An 18,021-nucleotide genomic window follows, 5' to 3' on the forward strand; every position below is an offset into this window, starting at 1 on the left:
CCTAACCAAATGTCTACTACGCTAGCAACCGGAACAATTTTAAAAGCAAAACCACATTTCGCCATTTTAGACGGTATGCGCGGATTCGCGGCCATTGCTGTGGTTATTTACCATTTCATGGAAATAGCCGTTCCGGATTATCACGATAGTTTTATCGCACATGCGCACCTCGCCGTAGATTTTTTCTTTTGTCTTTCCGGGTTTGTAATTGCTTATGCTTATGATCAGAAACTGAAACAGATTGGCCTGAAAACCTTTCTGAAATTACGTCTCATTCGGCTCCATCCATTGGTAATTATTGGCTCAGTAATCGGTTTTCTGGCTTTTGCCTTTGATCCCTTTATTCAGCTCTTTCAGCAATATGCTAACCGCTCATTTTTAATGTTTGTGTGCTCTTGCTTAATGATTCCATTTCCGATGGTTCAGGAGCGGTATTTTAATCTATTTCACCTTAATCCGCCCACCTGGTCCTTGTTTTGGGAATATCTGGCGAATCTCGCGTACGCTATAGTACTGGTGCGGCTACGCTATAAGGCCATGTGGTGTTTGTTATTTTTAGCGGCTGTTGCCCTCATTTATGAGTCTTTTCATTCCGGCTATCTTGGTGTTGGCTGGGGTGGAGAAAATTTTTCGGGTGGTGGACTCCGTGTTTTTTATTCTTTTACTGCCGGAGTTCTGCTCTTCCGGAGCAACTGGATTATCCGATCAAAATTGGGCTTTTTACCACTTACAGCATTGCTCACAACCGTATTTTTTATCCCTTTTCAAGAAAAAACTAATGCGCTTACAGATGCGCTAATTGTGCTTTTTTATTTCCCTTTTCTAATTGTACTTGGTGCCGGAGCTACATTAAAACCCAGGTTTAAAAACATAAGTTATTGGTCTGGAGAAATATCCTATCCACTTTACATGATTCATTATCCTTTCATTTGGCTTTTTATGAGTTATGTAGAACGATATAAGCCCGAACGATCAGAGATGATAGGCATTATAGTTATTGCATGTTTATTTTTGCTGGTTCTTGCTTACGCGATACTGGTTTTACTGGATCGGCCAATTCGCAAATACCTTAAAGCAAAATGGATTTGATTTTTTGTAGGTTAAAGGGAGTTGCCTGAAGATAAACAGCTCAGGCAATGCTGATTTATGAATTTGAAAAGGAGAAAAGGCATATTGTTGAAAAATCACCAAGACGCTTCCGGAGCTTCTTGATGATTTCAATAAATAGTTACATAAGGGGCAACATTAGATCATGCGCAGCCCTTCGGTTAATGTTATGAACCAATTAAACTACTTCACCTTCTATAGAATATCTTTTAATGTGTTACCTAAAAACATTTCGTTTTTAGCATCAGAAGAAAGTTCGATAAATCGTTCATACTGTTTTAACGTGTCGGCGATGATCTCTTTTTGTGTAAAATATTCAATATTATACCCAGGCCGGTTATCACCAAAATAGGTAAGGGGTACAAAAGTTTTATTTTTCCGGATTCCCGGGATGTTTGTTTCGTTAACAAGATATTCTGAGATGTCTTTTGATTGGGTTCTTACACCGTATTTGAAATCTTCGATGATTTTGTGTTTAATTGTCAATTCTACCGCATAGGGGTTATCTAAAATGGAAACCGTAGCCGCAATCTTCTTTTCCTGAAAAGCCTCGGCAAGCTCCTCAAGAGCAGGTTTAGCGGTTTCATTGATAAAGTTGTTCACAGATTCTTTGTTTTTGAAAGACAAGACGTGATGCAGTCGTTCCCTCCAAAACTCTCCAGACCAGTTGCTTGCAGCAGGGGAATAATCTTTTTTATAATAATTGTAATCTATGCGTAAACCCGCGATGAGGCTATAGCAAAACATACACATGATTATTGAAAAGGGTAAAGCGGTAATCAGGGTCATTGTTTGTAGAGATTGTAATCCTCCGGCATTCAGTAAAATCAAAGAAACTACACCTAGCATTACTCCCCAGCAGATTAGTTGCCACTTGGGAGAATTTTTAGCATTATTAGAGGCGATATTGTCCATTACGAATATCCCTGAATCTGCAGATGTAATAAAAAATATGAAGATGATAAATATAGCCAGTATACTGGTTACTTCATACAGTGGAAATTGATCCAGAAATTCAAAAAGCATTTTATCCGCATTTTCAACAATCCGGCTTAATACACCATTTCTCGTACGATCGAGCCATGTTGCACTGTTGCCAAATACGCTCATCCAGATAAAATTAAAGAAAGTTGGAATAATGAGTACTGCGCCAATAAATTCACGAATCGTTCTGCCTCTGGAAATTCTGGCAATGAAAAGTCCAACATAGGGAGACCAGGAAATCCACCATGCCCAATACAAAATGGTCCAGTTAAAGAACCAGGGTTGAGTCGCTTTCTCGTAGGCGTGTGTATTAAATGTAATAGCAAAAAATTGCGAAAGATAGTTCCCGATTCCCTCTGAAAAGGAACCTAATAAAAATACCGTCGGACCAAGAATTAAAATAAAAATCATGAGAATAATGGCTGCAAAAATATTCAGCTGACTCAGATACTTTACACCTTTATTGACACCTGAGGTTGCAGATAATACAGAAATGACCATGATGATAAATACAATAATTGCCTGCTGCCAAAATCCCGTCTGGTTCATCAGGCCTAACTCTACCAGTCCGGCGTTTAATTGAACTACACCGAACCCAAGTGTTGTGGTAATTCCAAAGAATGTGCTGCACAATGCAAATGTATCTATTGCATCTCCAGCAGGCCCGTCGATTTTGTTTTTTAAAATAGGATACAAACAGCTTCGAAGCGACAATGGCAGCTTAAACCGGAAGGTAAAATATGCTAAAGAAAGTCCTACAATACCATAAATTGCCCAGGCATGTATGCCCCAATGAAAAAACGTATACAACTGCGCATTTTTAGATCGCTGAATCTGATCCATACCACTAAAAGCCTTTTCTGTATAATGTGACATAGGCTCTGCAACACCAAAATACATCAGTCCAATGCCCATTCCAGCCGCAAAAAGCATAGAAACCCATGAAAAAAAAGAATGTTCGGGTTTCTCATTATCATCGCCTAGTCGTATCGATCCGTATTTACTGAAAGTGAGTGCCAAAAGGAAAATTACAAAAATAGTAACTACCCATACGTATACCCAGTTTAAATTGACGAAGATCCAGGTTTTTACCATCTCCAATAAGTTGCCGGTTTGAGAGGGAAAGAATGAAGACAGCAATGTAACTGATATAATAAAAAATAAGCTGGGCAAAATTATTCCGGGTTTGAAAGTAGTGCCTCTATAGTTTTGTTGAATTTTATTCATAAATTATGATTTGTTGTAAGATATACAAGAATCTTACCGGATTTGTAATAAGGGAGAAATATATAGATTTCACAAGCTTAGATCTTACATCAATTCTTTGCTATCAGAAAACATGTTGAAATAGATTCGGTTTGCCAGATCTGGTCTTGAGCTATGATTAATGACTTTTCAGCTTTATGGAATTGACCCCTTTTATTAATATGATGGGCACAAAAGTACAAAAAATCCTTTCAACGCTCATTTCGATCATTTTTGCTTGCGTCCATGACTAGAAGTCTGAACTGTTGGTTTTAGGATATTTATATTTTCAATCTCGATTTTAGAATATATTTTATATTGTAACAGATTGTTTATCAATAAAATAAATAATAAACATATTGATACTGAGATAATATTTGCATCGTACGAAATTAATCGTACCTTTGGTTATGAAGAATGATCAAGTTGAGCATAATTTACCTGAACCTACCAAAGCCGAATTAGAAATTCTGCAGGTACTTTGGGAGTTTGGCCCGTCTACAGTACGTTTTGTGAACGATAAATTAAATGAAAACCGGGAAATTAATTATACATCAACCTTAAAGCAGATGCAGATTTTAACGGAAAAAGGAATTTTAAAACGTGATGAAAGCCAAATGAAGCACATTTATATTCCTGTTGAAGCAGAAGAGAAAACTAAAGTGCAATTGCTGGATCGGTTTGTGAAAACATTGTATAAAGGATCAGCATCGCACCTGATGATGCAATTGTTGGGGAATGAAAAGACCTCTAAAGCAGAAATTGAAGAGATTAAGCGGCTATTGGATAGCATGGAATAATTCAGTTCACTAATTCTAAAGGACCTCAAAATGGAATTTAAACGTATTAATCTTTTGCCTGAAAATTGGCTTCATGCACTCGGCGCTACCTTATTTCATTCGTTATGGCAAGGCATTGTTTTGGCATTGCTTTGCGCAGTTGTAATGTTTGCAACAAGAAGAACTTCGGCCAGAATCAGATATAACTTTTTAACCACGGCTTTGCTTTTATTTGTTGTTGCAATTGCATTTACCTTTTACATTGAATTTAAACCGCAACAAGTTTTTGCGTCGTACACAAAACCGGTAAATGAGGTTAAAATTAATTTACTCAGCGCTACAGATGGTTATTCTGCAACACAATCGGCTAAACATAGCTTGCTAACCGGATTAAATCAGTTTTCAAGTATCTGGAATACCTACACATTTCAAATTGTACTGATGTGGTTTCTCGTTATTTGTGTAAAAGGTATACAGCTGGCGGTTGGTTTAAATGGTGTATTTTTTTTACGCAACAATCAAACCTATGCGGCAGGGAAAATCTGGGATGAGCATTTGAAAAAACTGACTGTCAAGTTGGCTATAAGTCAGCAAGTAACCCTTTTACAATCTGGAATAGCGAAAGTTCCATTGGTGGTGGGGCACTTAAAACCCATAATTTTAATTCCTTTGGGTTTATTAAATGGTTTATCAAGCGCAGAAGTAGAAGCCATATTGTCACATGAACTGGCCCATATTAAGCGACGTGATTATTTGGTAAACCTATTGCAAAGCTTTATTGAAATTGTCTTCTTCTTTAACCCGGCGGTATTGTGGGTATCTCAACTGATTAAAAACGAACGTGAGCATTGTTGTGATGATTTGGCCATTGCATGTGTGAACGATCGTAAAAATTACGTTAAAGCCTTAATTTTTTGTCAAGAGTTTAAGCAAGGTGCACCTGCTTATGCAATGGGCATAACTGGCAAAAACGGAAGCTTGCTGCAAAGAGTAAGCAGAATGTTATTAAACACCAATTCAACCTTAAACAAAATGGAAAAAACGATATTAACCATAGCTTTAGTATCTATGGTGATTTGCTCTGCGGCTTTTAAAAGTGTCGCATACACGAATATTACAACAACCAAATCTGTAACTACATCAAGTTTTGTACAGCAGGATACGCTAAAAAAGGCGGCAACAACAAAGAAACCTTCTGATAAGAAAACCATTGGAACGGGAGAGAAAAGTTTCGGCGAAACGGAAATCCGTCAGGATAGTGCAGAAGCAAAGCGGATTGAAAATGAAGCTAAAAAATCTGTTTATGATGGCAGTCCACAGCATGAGGAAACTGCTGATAGAATTAAACTGGCTATCGCCGATGCCAGAAGGGCAGCTCTTGATCGACAATTGAAAGAAGAAGATAAAAAACGCGCCGAAGCGGATAAGAAAGCTGCAGAGGAAGACCGAAAAGCTACTGAACAGGATAGAAGAGTTGCCGAACAGGATAGAAGAATTGCTGCACAAGACAAGAAAATTGCTGAACAAAATCGGAAATGGGCGCAAGAAAATGGAAATAACCTTCCTCAAGCGCCAAATCCTCCCAAACCGGCACGGGTAGCAAGAACACCTTTGCCTCCAACTCCTCCAACTCCGCCAGCTGCAATTAAAGATATAGCTCCTGCAGCTCCACCAGCACCGCCTGTACCGGGCAGGTCAGTTACCAAAACCAACACAGAACGTGTTGTAACTTCTAAAAGTGTAACCGATGGCGATGGAAAAGATTATACAAATGCCATCAATAAAGAGTTAATGGCAGATCGTATAATCAGCAATACCAATAATTTATCTTACAAACTAAATAAAAATGAACTTATCGTAAATGGTGTGAAACAAAGCCCGGCTGTTCAGAAAAAATATAAAGATAAATATCTAAAAAGCGAGAGCCATTCCCTAATGTACAATTATCTGGTCGAAAAATCTTCAGGCAATTAATCAATTGCGATATACCTAATTTCAGAATGATTTGGTCGCCTGTTGACATTTTCAAGGAAGCAACGGGCAACTTTCCCATAATTTTTTCTAATCAACCAGCATTCTGGCTCATCTAAAAGCCAGAAGTAATTTAACGCATCATGAAATTTAAAATTATAGCTTTTTTAGCTGTATGGATAAGTATTGCCCAAACTTTTGCGCAACAAACATTGCCCAGCCATAAAATAAAAGGGCGTGTTGTAGATGAGACGAATCGACCCGTAGAAATGGCTACAGTCGTACTTTTGAAAGATTCTCTTGTCCTTAAATCGGCACTTGCAGGTTCAGACGGTACATTTCTGTTTGATCAATTGATTAGCGGTCAATACCAAATTAAACTTACTGCTGTTGGTTGGGAAATTCATCAAACTGCTTTGCTTTTGCTGAATGATGAAAACCAGGAAATTGATCTTTTGAATATCAAACTTAACAGGGCTGCTACTATGCTGACAGAACTGAATATAAGCGGACAAAAAGCATTTGTAACGCATAAAATCGATCGTACTGTTGTAAATGTAGATGCACTGATTGCTAACGCAGGTACCACAGCTTTTGATGTATTAAGTAAATCGCCTGGTGTAAATATTGATCAGAATGGCGCGATTTCTTTGAAGGGAAAAAATGGTGTAAGTATATTTATTGATGATAAACCAACCTATTTATCGGGCGCAGATTTAGAAAATTATCTTCGCTCATTGCCTTCATCTGCTCTTGATCAGATTGAATTGATGACCAATCCGCCAGCGAAATACGATACTGCCGGAAATGGAGGTGTAATCAACATTAAAACAAAAAAAACAAAAATTGCAGGGTTTAACGGAGGCGTAAATCTAAGTCTCAATCAGGGGCAGCTTAGCCGTTCTAACAACAGCTTTAACTTTAATTACCGAAAAAATAAAGTAAATATTTTTGGTTTATTTAGCTACAATCTGAACAATAGTTTTACGGATTTGGACCTTAACCGAAAATATAAAAATGAAGATGGTAGCGCTAAATCCTATTTTAATCAGAACTCTTATTTTCGTCGTCAAGGCAATACCTTCAACCTAAAAACGGGTTTGGATTTTTACGCTTCAGACAAAACAACTTTTGGTTTGGTGCTTAACGGAATGAATCGTACCTCTTCTCAGGTAAATGCAAACACCAGTAATTTATCAAACGCCAATATGGAGCTTGATTCGGTTATCCGCGCAGAAAATATTGATCGTATTCGATACAGAAATGGAGGAGTAAATCTGAATGTTCGTCATAAATTCGGCAAAACAGGTGAAGAAATCACCTTTGATGCCGATTACATTACCTATCGAAATGAAACGGATCAGTCGTATTATAACTATAGTTATTTGCCAAATCAGGTTTTAAAATCTCAGGATGTGCTTGTTGGTCGACTGCCATCAAATATCAATATTTATACAGCCAAAACCGATTATTCGCGCCCATTAAATAACAACTGGATACTTGATGCCGGTGCCAAATTTGCGTATACAACTACAGATAACATTGCCGATTACAGTATTATCACCAATAATACGACCCATATCGATTATGAAAAAAGCAATCATTTTCTGTACCAGGAAAACATCAGCGCTGCGTATCTGAATATTTCACGAGATGGAAAACGATTCTCGGTGCAAGCAGGACTGAGGTTCGAAAATACGGTGTCAAACGGGCATCAGCTCGGCAACTTGATCAAAGCCGATTCAAGTTTTAAACGGGATTACGCCAATCTTTTTCCAACGCTTTATTTTTCTTACAAGCTGGATACTGCCGGTAATCATGAGTTAGGATTAAACTATGGCAAAAGAATAGACCGGCCATATTATCAGGATCTGAATCCCTTTTTTTCTCCATTGGATAAATTTACGTATTACGTAGGAAACCCTTTTTTAAAACCGTCTTTTACCCAGAGTTTGGAACTGAATCATACATTTAAAAGCAAGATTACTACAAGTTTAAGTTACAGTTGGGTAAAGGATGATGTAAATGAGACCATAGAAATTGTAGATGGCACGTATTACAGCCGACCTGCAAACATCGGTAGAACGAAAATTGCCAGCATTTCGGTAAATGCCGAACTGGATGTAGTGAAATGGTTAAAGCTGAATGCGTATACGGAATTTGCCAAAACACTATCTGAAACGGATTTTTACACTGGGTTTTTGGTTACAAAGGGGAGCTACTTTCGGTTAAATCCAACACTCCAAGTCAGATTTAATTCTTCATGGAATGGCGAAGTCGGGATGCGTTACCAATCTAAATTCTCCAGCGTTCAATTCCTGATTGGTTCTGTACATGAATTTAATGCAGCTGTGCAGAAGAAGCTATCGGCAAAAAGTACACTAAAACTTTCAGCAAGTGATATTTTCAGAGATCGAGTAGTTATTGGAACAATCAATAATCTGGCAAATACAGAAGCCGGCTGGCGCAACCGAAACGATTCAAGAGCATTTATATTGAGTTACAGTTATCGTTTTGGGAAGTCATTTATGACACCAGATAAGCACAATTCTTCTGGTGCAGATGAAGAAAAAAATAGGGTCAAAAATTGAAATTAAGAGATTATGATTTGATTCGGCCATCGATTTCGGAAAGGATTTTTGCCTCCTATTCCGAAATCTGCAACATACTGTAATCCTCTTCTAATACATTGTAAATGCTGTTCAGAATTTTTTCGCCATGTTTGAAACCGAGCAATGTGCATATTTTGAGAATTTTCTCGCCGGCTTTTTCATCTTCATACCAGGTTAGAATTTGCTTTACAAAAATCCCATCCCACGTTAATACATGGTCGTTTTGCAGTGGATTGCCACTTTCAGGAGAACATCGGATAAATCCCTTCAAAACCTGATCATAAGCAAGTACTTCTGAAAAATCCTACATGGTTTCAAACAAAGGAATATGCCGGTCTATTTCAAATTTGTTTTGCTCTGCTTTTGTAGAATTAATAATTGTGTAAGGAGGAGTCAAGTAATCATAAAAACCATGTTTTTGCAAATGATCTGTTTCATCAAACAAGGCAAGTACAAACGGCGATAGATTTAAGCTTTCTAGAAACAAACAGATTTCCTTTTTTGTAACCCCGGTTTCATCACTTTCTACCAGCTTACGCCTTTCATTTATTAACTTTTCTAACCTGGCTTTTGATTTTCAGAATACATAACCTGAATATTTGATTTTCTGTGGTTTATAAAAAAAATACAATGCATATGCTTGCAACCATTAAGAATGCATTCATTTGCTTTAGGCTTTGTGAAATTAGCTATATTAAATCATAATGTTGTGATATGTTGAGTTGCTCAGTTTGATTTGCACCGCAATTTTCTCGTTTATATTAAATTTGGAATTTTGATCAAAGTATAATGTCTGTAAAATGGTGTATAAAAATAAATCCCATATTTGAGGGTTGAATTGAAGATCAGTGTAACAGTTTTATTTGGCTTAAAAATTTAATTATCTTTGGTTATGCACACGGCGGTAAAAGATAAACGTTCATTATTGTCACTACTTAAAGCGAATGGACAAAAGTAAAGGTCTTACGGCGTTTAAAATTTAAGTTTGTTTGGTTCTTTTATGACTGACAAGCTGCTTGCTGATAGTGATGTAGACCTATTAGTTGAGTTTGCCCCACAACAGAAGAGTTATGATAATTTTATGGAATTGTCATTGTTTCTTGAGGATCTTTTAGGCAGAAGAGTTGAGGTGGTCACCCCAGAATCGCTTAGCAAATATCTTAGCCCACATATTTTGAAACAAGCTGAAAATGTATCTTTCTAATATCGAATTGTTAAAACATATTTGACGAGACGTTATTTATTCTTGATGGTTGAAATGGATTTTTTCCGCTCGATCCCATAACATGAAATTCAGCTTTTTACGTAAAAAGCCCCACATCTCTGTGAGGCTTCTGTGATCCCGCTGGGATTCGAACCCAGGACCACTACATTAAAAGTGTAATGCTCTACCAGCTGAGCTACGGAATCATCCTTTAATTAAAACGTTAACCGTTTCCTTTAAAGTGGTGCAAATATAGGATTTAGGAGGGTTTCCTGCAAATAAAAAATAGTCAAATATGCTAGCACATTGATTTATAGATTGATTAATTGATGGCATACCTTTTTAAGGATTAAATTGATATTTTAGCGAGGCTATTTTCTAACCCATGAACAAAACCTTAACCTTATTCCTTTCGTGTGTTGCAATGTCGGGCATTTGCCAGGCGCAAAATGCAGCAACAACCTTAAAATTTACGCAGCCAGCCAGTCGTTTTGAAGAATCTCTGCCATTAGGTAATGGCCGTTTGGGGCTGATGGTTTTTGGCGAAACCGATACCGAACGTTTTGCCCTTAACGAAATTACATTGTGGTCTGGTGGGGCACAAGATGCAAATCGCGACAGCGCTTTTCTTTATTTAAAACCTATACAAGATTTGTTGCTTGCCGGCAAAAATAAAGATGCGCAGAATCTGCTGGGTAAACATTTCATTTCTAAAGATGATGGCTCCGGGCATGGTGCCGGCGCAAATAGCAAATACGGATCTTACCAAACCGTTGGCGATTTGTTTATACACTGGCAAGACGCACAGCAAAAAGTTTCTGGCTATAGCCGTATTCTCGATCTCGAAACCGCAACAGCAACAACAACGTATACACGCGGTACACAACAAATTACAGAAAAAGTTTATACTGATTTTGCCCAGGACGTTGCCAGAATTTCTTTAAAAAGCAACAAAAAAGGAGGTTTGAATTTCAGACTTTCCTTGTTCCGAAAAGAAAATGCAGTGGTGAAAGTCAGCGGGAATACGTTGGTAATGCAAGGTCAGCTTCCTTCCGGGAAAGACCGCGGAATGCGGTTCGCAACAATCGTCCTTCCAAGAGTTACCGACGGAACCGTCCAAATTTCAGGCGCTGAACTCATCATCACAAACGCCACAACTTGCGACATTATTCTCGACACCGAAACCAACTACGATGTGCATACAGCTGCACTAAGCAATCGCAATGTACTGGCTGCGGCAACAGAAAAAATAGCGCGCGCCGCTAAAGTGACAGAACCATCGGCCTATGCTGCACATTTGGCAAAATATCAACCATATTTCAAAGCGTGTACATTAACGCTTGGCGCGGCGCAGCAGAACATACTGAGTACCGTAAACCGGCTTCAAAAATATTATTCTGGCGAGAGCGATCCGGCTTTGCCTGTACTTTATTTCAATTTCGGGCGGTATCTTTTGATTTCTTCCTCGCGGCCCGGTTTAATGCCAGCCAACTTGCAGGGTTTGTGGGCAACAGAATACCAGGCGCCGTGGAATGGCGATTACCATCTGGATATTAATCTACAAATGAATTACTGGCCGGTAGATGTAACCAATCTATCGCCGTTGGCGCAACCGTTTTTTCAGTATACTAAGGGTATGGTTGGTAATGGCGAAAAGACAGCGAAAGCCTATTATGGAGCCGAAGGTTGGGTAAGTCACGTCATCAGTAATCCCTGGATGTACACATCGCCTGGCGAAGAAGCTTCATGGGGATCAAACCTGATGGGCGGTGCATGGCTTTGCACGCACATTTGGGAACACTACCAGTTTACACAAGATAAAGCTTTTTTAAAACAATATTACCCGGTGCTTAAAGGTGCTGCGCAATTTTTGCAATCGATCTTAATTGAAGAACCTAAACACAAATGGCTGGTAACTGCGCCATCCAATTCGCCAGAAAATACTTACATCATGCCAAATGGTTTTGAAGGACAAACAGCAATGGGCCCGACTATAGATATGCAGATTTGCCGTTCTATTTTTAATGCATCTGTTGCCGCATCGGCATTGCTAAATGTAGATGAAGCCTGGCGTAAGAAATTGAGTGAGATTATTCCGAAACTGGCACCAAACCAGATAGGAAAACATGGCGATATTAACGAATGGCTGGAAGATTGGGATGATGCGGAACCGAAACACAGACATGTTTCGCATTTGTTCGGCTTGTATCCGGCGGCAGAAATTAATCCCTGGGAAACTAAAGAAATGGCTGATGCTGCAAAAGAAACCCTGAGACAACGTGGTGATGACGGAACAGGATGGAGTAAAGCCTGGAAAATTAACTTTTGGGCGCGTTTGGGCGATGGAGATCATGCCCTGCTATTGCTTAAACAATTGCTGAAACCCGTAATTTCCAGCGAAATGAACATGAGCAACGGCGGTGGAACTTATCCGAATCTTTTTTGTGCACATCCGCCATTTCAGATTGATGGCAACTTTGGTGGTACCGCAGGTATTGCAGAAATGCTGCTTCAAAGTCATGGAAAAGACAATGTAATTCGCATGCTGCCGGCTTTGCCAAATGACGCCGATTGGAAAAATGGAAATGTTAAAGGTATGAAAGCGCGCGGCGCTTTTGAAGTGGATATGGATTGGCGTGATGGGAAACTCATTGCCGCTAAAATTTGCAATAAAGAGCGTACTGCTTGGTGTACCATAGATTTGCCCGAAGGTAAAAAAATTGTAAATACCGCGCAGAAGATAGTCGTAAAGACATCGTCAGTCAGAAAGATTATTAAATTTAAAGCCGAAAAGAATCAGATATATTCCGTTAGGTAAAAGAAATTATGATAAAAAGCCGGTTTCCTGTTCGTGGTACGCTATTCACTCTCTCTGTTTTTTTATGGTCCTGCCAATCTAAACCTAAAGAACAAGAGTTGTCTCAGCACCAGAAAGATTCGTTGGCTTCTTGCGAAATGAATTTGCCCGGCAGGTTTGGCGCTACCGCAGATACAAGCCGGATAAAATCTGCGACTAAAGTTGACCACCAGGGTATGGTTCATATAAAAGGCGGAGAGTTTAATATGGGCGCAACAGATCAAGAAGGGCGAAAAGACGAATTTCCGCAACACCGTGTAAAACTCGACGATTTTTGGATGGATGTTACTGAGGTAACCAATGCACAGTTTCAACAATTTGTAGATGCAACCCGTTATGTAACTACCGCAGAGCGTGCACCAGATTGGGAAGCACTAAAAAAACAGCTTCCTGCAGGAACGCCGAAACCACCGGATAGCGTATTTGTTGCAGCTTCCTTGGTATTTTATTCGCCAAAAAGTGTTACTTCTCTTAATGATGCTTCGCAATGGTGGAGTTGGGTAAAAGGCGCAGATTGGAGACATCCGCAGGGACCCAAAAGCAGTATCAAAGGGAAAGAAAATTTTCCGGTTGTTCAGGTTTCCTGGGATGATGCCATAGCGTATTGCAAGTGGTCTGGAAAACGTTTGCCCACAGAAGCCGAATGGGAATTTGCTGCACGCGGAGGTTTGCCAAATGCTTTATATCCGTGGGGAAATGAAGATATAGAAAACGGGAAAGCAAAAGCCAACACCTGGCAGGGGAATTTTCCGGTTAAAAATACCGTTTGGGATGGTTTTTCTGGTTTGGCTGCGGTTAAGCAATTTAATGCCAACGGTTATGGTTTGTTTGATATGGCTGGCAATGTTTGGGAATGGTGTAACGATTGGTATCGGCCGGATTATTACAGTACATTAAGCGGTAAAACGCAAAATCCACAAGGGCCAGGTGATAGTTATGACCCGATGGAACCAAGTATTCCCAAAAAAGTGGTGCGTGGAGGTTCTTTTATGTGTAATGCAAGCTATTGTAAGGGCTATCGTGTAACCTCCAGAATGAAAACATCTACCGATACGGGTTTGGAACATACTGGTTTTAGGTGTGTGAGCTCGAATTAGGGATTTAAAATTTCATTTTTTAAGATATTTTTTGTTAAATCCAAAATAACGCAAACGATTGCGTGTTGATTTTATAAAATAAATTGCTAGTTTGGCTACTTCAACCTAACAACCAAAATTTTCATGCCAAACAACACCAAGCTGGCTTCGTCAAGAGGACCGAAGCCCTTAATTATTATCTGTGCCTTGTTCTTTATTTTCGGTTTCGTTACCTGGGCAAATGGAACGTTGATCCCTTTCTTTAAACTTTCTTTCGGTTTGTCCGATATTCAGGCCTTTTTAGTCACTTTCGCCTCTTATATGGCCTATTTTTTTCTGGCTCTGCCTTCCTCTTGGATATTGAAAAAAATCGGTTTTAAAAATGGAATTATCCTCGGTCTGTTTATTTTAGGCGTAGGATCACTTTTATTTATTCCTGCGGCGCAAACGCGTACGTTCGGTTTGTTTTTAACCGGTATATTTGTTCAGGGAACCGCTTTGGCTTTGTTGCAAACTGCATCAAATCCTTATTTAACAATTATCGGTCCGCTGGAAAGTGCGGCAAAACGCATAAGTATTGCTGGGATCTGCAATAAATTTGCGGGTATTATCGTACCATTCATTATGGGAACTTTGTTTCTTAAAAATGCTTCGGCACTGGAAGCTAAAATACTTGCAGCAACCGGCTCAGTTAAAGAAGCATTGATAAATAATGTTTTGGGTCGCGTAAATACCCCATACATTGTTCTGGCGATTATTTTTTGCCTTTTGGCTGTGGTGATTAAGTTTACCGATTTACCAGAAGTAGAAGTAGAAGAAGATGTTGTAGACGAGAAAGAAGGCGTGGTAGTAAAACATACCAGTGTGTTTCAGTTTCCGCATTTGTTTTTAGGTGCATTTTGTCTCTTTGTTTACGTTGCTGCAGAAGTAATGGCTGGCGATATTATTGGTGTTTACGGTAAAGCGCTGGGGATTAGTGCGGATATCAGTAAGTATTTTACATCTTTAACCCTCGGCAGTATGCTTGTAGGTTATATTGTTGGTATTATCTGCATTCCAAAATACATTTCTCAACAGTTTGCGCTAAGAATTTGCGCCATTTTAGGTCTTGTTTTTACGCTTGTAGCCTATTTAACAACAGGTTATACCTCCGTAATTTTTATCGCTTTACTAGGTTTGGCCAACTCGTTAATGTGGCCGGCAATATTCCCGTTAGGTATTAGTCATTTGGGGAAATTTACGAAAACCGGATCAGCAATTATGATTATGGGTATTGCTGGTGGTGCCATTTGGCCGTTGTTGTATGCGTTTATTAAAGATCATCTGCATCTTGATTTTCAATTGTCGTACTTCATAACTGTAATGCCATGTTACTTATACATCCTTTTCTTTGCCATAAAAGGCCACAAAGTGGGATTAAACTTAAAATAACCTAACCGAATAAATTATGATTAAGCCCGGTTTTGAGTAAAACCGGGCTTTCTTATGCCATTAATTTTGCCTTATTTTGGAGAATATTTACAGATGCTACAGCACGTAAAAAGCAGCATCTGATTTAATTTTTTATACATGAACAAAGCTATTTTTCTGGATCGCGACGGCGTATTGAATCACGAACGTTACGATTATATCTGTAAAGTTGAAGATTTTGAAATTCTGGAATATCAAATTCCTGTTCTCAAAAAACTCTTTGATGAAGATTATTTGCTGATCGTAATTACCAACCAGGGCGGTATCGCTTTAAAACGGTATTCTGAAGATGAATTGGCGATAATGCACCAGATGCTTCGCGATGCGTTTAAGAAAAAAGGAGCCGAAATTGCTGCATTTTACTATTGTCCGCATCATCCAACGGTTGGTGGCGAATGCAAATGCCGTAAACCGCTTCCGGGGATGATTCTGGATGCAATTGATATGTTTGATATTGATCCAACGCAATCCATTATGATTGGCGATAAACCCCGCGATGTAGAAGCTGCCAATGCTGCCGGCGTTAAAGGAATTTTAATTGAACCGGATGAACAGATTAGCTACGAAAATATAAAAGCTATGCTGGCCGAAACGGTCTAGTTATTTAGATAATAAAAACCAAATATTCACCATCTAACAAGCCTGTTGGGTGGTGAATGATTGTATTTGTAAGATTCATTAATTCGTCCAAAATATCGTATTGCTGTTATGGAGTCTTCAGTCCAAACGTTACAAACCTTACTTTTTGAATTGGCTGGCGTATTGCCAGAAAATGCAGAGCCATTGTTTGCAATGGCTAAAAAAGTAAAACTTGAAGCAAATGAAGCATACATCCGCGAAGGCGATCAAAACCGCAAGCTGGCATATATTGAACAAGGTGTAATGCGCGCTTATACCAATAAATCAAATGGGGAGGAAGCTACGCTTTTCATTCGTTGGGAAGGGCAGTTTATTGCTTCGCACGACACAATTATCCATCAGCAACCTTCGCGTTTTATTTACCGCGCTTTAGAAGCTGTAGAGTTGCTCGAAATTGATTACGATGCTTTAGATGTTTTTCTAAAGCAACACCCGGATTTTGAACCTTTGCGTAATTTTTTTCTACTTAGGATGCTGGATGAATCTTTGCGGATTATGGAATCGTTTGTTACACAAACTCCGGAAGAGCGGTATAAAAAACTGTTGGAAGAACGTTTTGATGTGATCAATCGCGTACCTGGAAAATATCTGGCCTCGATGTTGGGTATTACTCCGGTTTCATTGAGCCGGATACGAAAACGCATGTTTGGTAAAGGCAGAAATTAACTTTTGTTAATGGCTTAAATTAACTTTTGTAAACGCCCGTCGGCGGTATCTCGCTGTAACTTTGTTTCATAAAATTAAAGTTATGGAAAAGATTACTGAGGTTCTGGTTACAATTTTTGGATTGAATATACTAAGGTACTTCCTCATTGCAGGTGTGCCTTTTGCATTGTTTTATTGGGTCTTGCCCCAACAACTTAAAAAATTTAAAATACAGCAAAAGCAAGCGTTAAGCAAAGACTTTTGGCGGGAAATTTTGCATTCTATGCAGAGCACAGTCGTATTTGCTGTTTTCGGCGTGCTCATTTTATTTACACCGCTGAAGCAATATACACAGGTTTATGACAATTTAGAAGATTTCAGTCACTGGTATGTTGCGGTAAGTTTAATTCTGGCACTGGTGATTCATGATACTTATTTCTACTGGATGCACCGGCTTATGCATCATAAATCGCTATTCAAACTCACTCATGTTGTTCATCATAAAAGTACAAACCCTTCGCCATGGACATCTTATAGCTTTCAGCTTGCAGAAGCAGTAGTGGAAGGGGCGGTGTTAATTCCTATTGTTTTGCTGTTGCCTATGCATTCCACAACCATACTGCTGTTTACTGTTGCTGCCTTTGTTATCAACGTCTACGGCCATCTCGGATACGAAATTATGCCCAAAGCTTTTCGGTATACCTGGCTGTTTCAGGTATTGAATACTTCGGTTTACCACAATATGCACCACAGTAAATTTAAAGGAAACTACAGTTTGTATTTTAGATTTTGGGATCGCGTAATGGATACAGAAAACCCAGATTATGTACGCGAATATGATCGGTTACAACAACAAAGATTTAAACTGTGATTTTGGAGTCACAACTATTTAATATCATAATATTACTTGTTTTTACCTTTTTCCCTTTGTGCTGGCCAATAGTTTTGTAATTCATTATTACAGAATAAGACATGATAAAGAAAATTTTACTGGCAGAGCCCCAGAACGACTATTTGGTATTGGTACGGGTAATTGTTGGACTATGGATTATGTGGTACGGAAAAGATGTTCTCGTGCCAGAGTGGTATGCTTTACGCCTGGAACAATGGGGGCCGTCGGGGCTAGGTTTTTCAAACCCAGCTTTTATGTTGTACTTATCTAAAGGTTCGGAAATGCTCTTCGGTTTTCTGTTAACCATTGGTTTATTTACACGTTTTGCATCGTTAGTGCTGCTTTTTGTAATGAGCGTAGCGGTGGGCCTTGGGCAAGGCTGGGCAATTTTTCCATACGATAAAGGGGAGATCACGTTTTTTTACTGGCTTTTCTTTATTGTATTTCTGCTTGTTGGAGGCGGAAAATATAGCTTCGATAATTTGATTTTTAAGAAAAAAAATTAATGTAGCTAGAAAAATTTGAGTGTACAGAAACAGG

Annotated in this window: 14 protein-coding genes and 1 tRNA gene; 12 read left to right on the top strand and 3 right to left on the bottom strand. The window is 38.9% G+C overall.

The window, feature by feature from the left end; all coding sequences use genetic code 11:
- Positions 1-9 precede the first annotated feature (9 nt).
- Positions 10-1,089 (top strand): acyltransferase family protein, encoded by a 1,080-nt coding sequence (locus ACJVDH_RS06315; RefSeq protein ID WP_443946714.1) that lies wholly within the window; start codon positions 10-12, stop codon positions 1,087-1,089.
- 213 nt (positions 1,090-1,302) lie between these two features.
- On the opposite strand, the gene ACJVDH_RS06320 is transcribed toward ACJVDH_RS06315, so the two are convergent.
- Positions 1,303-3,318 (bottom strand): BCCT family transporter, encoded by a 2,016-nt coding sequence (locus ACJVDH_RS06320; protein ID WP_443946715.1) that lies wholly within the window; start codon positions 3,316-3,318, stop codon positions 1,303-1,305.
- A gap of 428 nt (positions 3,319-3,746) precedes the next feature.
- Between ACJVDH_RS06320 and ACJVDH_RS06325 the strand changes: the two genes are divergently transcribed.
- The 3 genes from ACJVDH_RS06325 (at position 3,747) to ACJVDH_RS06335 (ending at position 8,677) form a co-directional block, all read left to right on the top strand.
- Positions 3,747-4,136, top strand: a complete 390-nt coding sequence (locus tag ACJVDH_RS06325; protein WP_443946716.1) for a BlaI/MecI/CopY family transcriptional regulator — start codon at positions 3,747-3,749, stop codon at positions 4,134-4,136.
- Between the two features lie 30 nt (positions 4,137-4,166).
- On the top strand, positions 4,167-6,089 hold the full coding sequence (locus ACJVDH_RS06330) for a M56 family metallopeptidase (RefSeq protein ID WP_443946717.1): 1,923 nt from the start codon (positions 4,167-4,169) through the stop codon (positions 6,087-6,089).
- Positions 6,090-6,229: 140 nt separating this feature from the next.
- Positions 6,230-8,677: an outer membrane beta-barrel protein gene (locus ACJVDH_RS06335; protein WP_443946718.1), complete on the top strand. Its 2,448-nt coding sequence runs from the start codon at positions 6,230-6,232 to the stop codon at positions 8,675-8,677.
- Between the two features lie 55 nt (positions 8,678-8,732).
- On the opposite strand, the gene ACJVDH_RS06340 is transcribed toward ACJVDH_RS06335, so the two are convergent.
- A complete protein-coding gene (locus tag ACJVDH_RS06340; protein WP_443946719.1) occupies positions 8,733-8,969 on the bottom strand; it encodes a hypothetical protein in 237 nt (78 codons plus the stop codon).
- Between the two features lie 714 nt (positions 8,970-9,683).
- Here ACJVDH_RS06340 and ACJVDH_RS06345 point away from each other — a divergent pair.
- The gene (locus ACJVDH_RS06345) at positions 9,684-9,902 is read left to right on the top strand and encodes a nucleotidyltransferase family protein (protein WP_443946720.1); all 219 of its coding nucleotides are present in this window, start codon (positions 9,684-9,686) and stop codon (positions 9,900-9,902) included.
- A 133-nt stretch (positions 9,903-10,035) separates the two neighbouring features.
- On the opposite strand, the gene ACJVDH_RS06350 is transcribed toward ACJVDH_RS06345, so the two are convergent.
- Positions 10,036-10,108 (bottom strand) — tRNA-Lys (locus ACJVDH_RS06350).
- A gap of 179 nt (positions 10,109-10,287) precedes the next feature.
- Here ACJVDH_RS06350 and ACJVDH_RS06355 point away from each other — a divergent pair.
- The 7 genes from ACJVDH_RS06355 to ACJVDH_RS06385 all read left to right on the top strand — a co-directional run bounded on the left by ACJVDH_RS06355 (position 10,288) and on the right by ACJVDH_RS06385 (position 17,987).
- Positions 10,288-12,720: a glycoside hydrolase family 95 protein gene (locus tag ACJVDH_RS06355; RefSeq protein ID WP_443946721.1), complete on the top strand. Its 2,433-nt coding sequence runs from the start codon at positions 10,288-10,290 to the stop codon at positions 12,718-12,720.
- An 8-nt stretch (positions 12,721-12,728) separates the two neighbouring features.
- The gene (locus tag ACJVDH_RS06360) at positions 12,729-13,856 is read left to right on the top strand and encodes a formylglycine-generating enzyme family protein (RefSeq protein ID WP_443946722.1); all 1,128 of its coding nucleotides are present in this window, start codon (positions 12,729-12,731) and stop codon (positions 13,854-13,856) included.
- 123 nt (positions 13,857-13,979) lie between these two features.
- Positions 13,980-15,266: a sugar MFS transporter gene (locus tag ACJVDH_RS06365; RefSeq protein WP_443946723.1), complete on the top strand. Its 1,287-nt coding sequence runs from the start codon at positions 13,980-13,982 to the stop codon at positions 15,264-15,266.
- A 138-nt stretch (positions 15,267-15,404) separates the two neighbouring features.
- A complete protein-coding gene (locus ACJVDH_RS06370) occupies positions 15,405-15,905 on the top strand; it encodes a D-glycero-alpha-D-manno-heptose-1,7-bisphosphate 7-phosphatase (RefSeq protein WP_443946724.1) in 501 nt (166 codons plus the stop codon).
- Between the two features lie 108 nt (positions 15,906-16,013).
- Positions 16,014-16,610, top strand: a complete 597-nt coding sequence (locus ACJVDH_RS06375) for a Crp/Fnr family transcriptional regulator (protein WP_443946725.1) — start codon at positions 16,014-16,016, stop codon at positions 16,608-16,610.
- An 82-nt stretch (positions 16,611-16,692) separates the two neighbouring features.
- Positions 16,693-17,460 (top strand): sterol desaturase family protein, encoded by a 768-nt coding sequence (locus ACJVDH_RS06380; protein ID WP_443946726.1) that lies wholly within the window; start codon positions 16,693-16,695, stop codon positions 17,458-17,460.
- A 101-nt stretch (positions 17,461-17,561) separates the two neighbouring features.
- Entirely contained in the window at positions 17,562-17,987 is a 426-nt protein-coding gene (locus ACJVDH_RS06385) for a DoxX family protein (protein ID WP_443946727.1), read from the top strand.
- The last annotated feature ends 34 nt before the right edge of the window (positions 17,988-18,021 follow it).

It is taken from the genome of Pedobacter terrestris, from assembly GCF_052343045.1.
In the GTDB taxonomy this organism is placed as follows: Bacteria; Bacteroidota; Bacteroidia; order Sphingobacteriales; family Sphingobacteriaceae; genus Pedobacter.